Annotated in this window: 4 protein-coding genes; all 4 read left to right on the top strand. The window is 61.0% G+C overall.

Going from position 1 to position 3,273, the window contains the following annotated elements:
- The coding region (sdhC, locus tag NCR93_RS31615; RefSeq protein WP_239295601.1) for a succinate dehydrogenase, cytochrome b556 subunit at nucleotides 1-398 on the top strand (398 nt) is incomplete at its 5' end.
- A 2-nt stretch (nucleotides 399-400) separates the two neighbouring features.
- Nucleotides 401-769 (top strand): succinate dehydrogenase, hydrophobic membrane anchor protein, encoded by a 369-nt coding sequence (sdhD, locus tag NCR93_RS31610; RefSeq protein ID WP_175982961.1) that lies wholly within the window; start codon nucleotides 401-403, stop codon nucleotides 767-769.
- A 5-nt stretch (nucleotides 770-774) separates the two neighbouring features.
- Complete coding sequence (gene sdhA, locus NCR93_RS31605) at nucleotides 775-2,550, top strand: succinate dehydrogenase flavoprotein subunit (protein WP_008354057.1); 1,776 nt, start codon at nucleotides 775-777, stop codon at nucleotides 2,548-2,550.
- A gap of 21 nt (nucleotides 2,551-2,571) precedes the next feature.
- The gene (locus tag NCR93_RS31600) at nucleotides 2,572-3,273 is read left to right on the top strand and encodes a succinate dehydrogenase iron-sulfur subunit (protein ID WP_008354056.1); all 702 of its coding nucleotides are present in this window, start codon (nucleotides 2,572-2,574) and stop codon (nucleotides 3,271-3,273) included.

The following is a 3,273-nucleotide window of genomic DNA, read 5'->3' as shown; positions in this document are numbered from 1 at the left end:
TAAAAAAACCAAGGCCGGAATACCGGAACATCGGGATCGGTCAGATCGCGAAGTATCGCTTGCCGCTGGCGGGCAAGGTATCGATCCTGCATCGCGTGAGCGGCCTGCTGCTCTTCGTGTGTCTGCCGTTCATCCTGTATCTGCTCGATCAGAGCCTCACGTCGGAAATCTCGTTCGACGCGTTCAAGGGCTTTCTCGCCAACCCCATCGTCAAGATCATCACGCTCGTGTTGTCGTGGTCGTATCTGCATCACTTCTGCGCGGGTATCCGCTTCTTGCTGCTCGACACGCACGTCGGCGTGAACAAGGAAGGCGGCAAGCAAAGCGCGCTCATCGTGCTGATCGTCTCGCTGTTGCTCACGCTCGCGATGGCTCTCAAGATCTTCGGAGTGTTCTAAACATGGCAACGCAAAATCGGGTCGGCCCCAAGCGCCTGGTCGTCGGCGCGCACTATGGTCTGCGCGACTGGCTCGCGCAACGCATCACCGCGGTCGTGATGGCCGTGTACACCGTCATTCTTCTCTTCTGGTTCTTCGCCGCGCACAACTTCTCGTACGAAGGCTGGGCGGGCATGTTCGCGACCCAGTGGATGAAGCTCGCGACTTTCGTAGCCTTGCTTTGCCTCTTCTATCACGCGTGGGTCGGCATTCGCGACATCTGGATGGACTACGTGAAGCCCATGGGTCTGCGCCTGCTCTTGCAAGTGCTGACGATCCTCTGGCTCGTCGGATGCGCCGGCTACGCTGCACAGATTCTCTGGAGAGTTTAAAGAACATGGCTGCAATCAAGACTTCCCTGCCGCGTCGTCGCTTTGACGTGGTCATCGTCGGTGCGGGCGGATCGGGCATGCGCGCATCGCTGCAGCTCGCGCGCGCGGGTCTGTCCGTCGCGGTGCTCTCGAAAGTGTTCCCCACGCGCTCGCATACGGTGGCCGCGCAAGGCGGCATCGGCGCATCGCTCGGCAACATGAGCGAAGACAACTGGCACTATCACTTCTACGACACCATCAAGGGCTCCGACTGGCTCGGCGATCAGGATGCGATCGAGTTCATGTGCCGCGAAGCGCCCAACGCCGTGTACGAGTTGGAACACATGGGCATGCCGTTCGACCGTAATCCGGATGGCACGATCTATCAGCGTCCGTTCGGCGGCCACACGGCGAACTACGGCGAGAAGCCCGTGCAACGCGCCTGCGCGGCCGCCGACCGTACCGGTCACGCGTTGCTGCACACGCTGTATCAGCAGAACGTGGCTGCGAAGACGCACTTCTTCGTCGAATGGATGGCGCTGGATCTGATCCGCGACGCCGATGGCGACGTGCTCGGCGTCACCGCGCTCGAAATGGAAACGGGCGAGGTCTATATCCTCGAGGGCAAGACGACGCTGTTCGCCACGGGCGGCGCGGGCCGTATCTTCGCGGCATCGACGAATGCGTTCATCAATACGGGCGACGGCCTCGGCATGGCCGCGCGTTCGGGCATCGCGCTGCAGGACATGGAGTTCTGGCAGTTCCACCCGACCGGCGTCGCCGGCGCGGGCGTGCTGATTACCGAAGGCGTGCGCGGTGAAGGCGGCATTCTGCGTAACTCGAATGGCGATCGCTTCATGGAACGCTATGCGCCGACGCTGAAGGATCTCGCGCCGCGCGACTTCGTTTCGCGTTCGATGGATCAGGAGATCAAGGAAGGCCGCGGCGTCGGTCCGAACAAGGATCACGTGCTGCTCGATCTGTCGCACATCGGCGCCGAGACGATCATGAAGCGTCTGCCGTCGATTCGCGAGATTGCGCTGAAGTTCGCGAACGTCGATTGCATCAAGGAGCCGATTCCGGTCGTGCCGACCATCCACTATCAGATGGGTGGCATTCCGACGAACATGCATGGTCAGGTCGTGGGCACCGCGAAGGGCTACAACGATCCGGTCAACGGCTTCTATGCTGTTGGCGAATGCTCGTGCGTGTCGGTGCATGGCGCGAATCGTCTGGGCACGAACTCGCTGCTCGATCTCGTCGTGTTCGGCCGCGCGGCGGGCAATCACATCATCAAGCACGCGAAGGAACTGAAGGAGCACAAGCCGCTACCGGCCGATGCCGCCGACTTCGCGATGGAACGTCTCGCGGTGCTGGAGAAGTCGACGTCGGGCGAATACACGCAGAACATCGCCAACGACATCCGCGCATCGATGCAGGCGCATGCGGGCGTGTTCCGCACGTCGAAGCTGCTCGAAGAAGGCGTCGGCAAGATCGCCGAACTCGCCGAGCGCGTGAAGCACGTGCATCTGAAGGACAAGTCGAAGGTGTTCAACACCGCGAAGGTCGAGGCGCTCGAACTGGCGAATCTGATCGAAGTCGCGCGCGCGACGATGGTCTCCGCCGAAGCGCGCAAGGAAAGCCGTGGCGCGCACGCGCACAGCGACTACGAGCATCGCGACGACGAGAACTGGATGCGTCACACGCTGTGGTTCAGCGAAGGCGATCGCCTCGAATACAAGCCGGTGCAGATGAAGCCGCTGACGGTCGAATCGGTGCCGCCCAAGGCGCGTACCTTCTAAGGAAAGCGCAAGGAAATCGAAATGGCAAAGAGAATTTTTGAAGTCTATCGCTACGATCCGGACAAGGATGCGGCGCCGCGCATGCAGAGCTACGAGCTCGATCTGACGCATGAACGCATGCTGCTCGACGCGCTGGTGAAGCTGAAAGAAGTCGATGAGACGCTGTCGTTCCGTCGCTCGTGCCGCGAAGGCGTGTGCGGTTCGGACGCGATGAACATCAACGGCAAGAACGGCCTCGCGTGCCTGACGAATCTGAACGAACTGCCGCAGAAGATCGTGCTGCGTCCGCTGCCGGGTCTGCCGGTGGTGCGCGATCTGATCTGCGATTTCACGCAGTTCTTCAATCAGTATCATTCGATCAAGCCGTATCTGATCAACGATACGCCGCCGCCCGAGAAGGAGCGTCTGCAGTCGCCCGTCGAGCGCGATGAACTCGATGGCTTGTACGAGTGCATTCTGTGCGCGAGCTGCTCGACGTCGTGCCCGAGCTTCTGGTGGAACCCGGACAAGTTCGTGGGACCGGCGGGCTTGCTGCAGGCGTATCGCTTCATCGCGGATAGCCGCGATCAGGCGACGGGCGAACGCCTCGATAACCTGGAAGATCCGTATCGTCTGTTCCGTTGCCACACGATCATGAATTGCGTCGACGTGTGCCCGAAGGGGCTCAACCCGACCAAGGCGATCGGCAAGATCAAGGAATTGATGGTGCGACGGGCGGTTTGA

The organism is Caballeronia sp. ATUFL_F1_KS39 (assembly GCF_023630985.1).
In the GTDB taxonomy this organism is placed as follows: domain Bacteria; phylum Pseudomonadota; class Gammaproteobacteria; order Burkholderiales; family Burkholderiaceae; genus Caballeronia; species Caballeronia zhejiangensis.
This window is presented reverse-complemented; position numbering and strand designations above follow the sequence as displayed.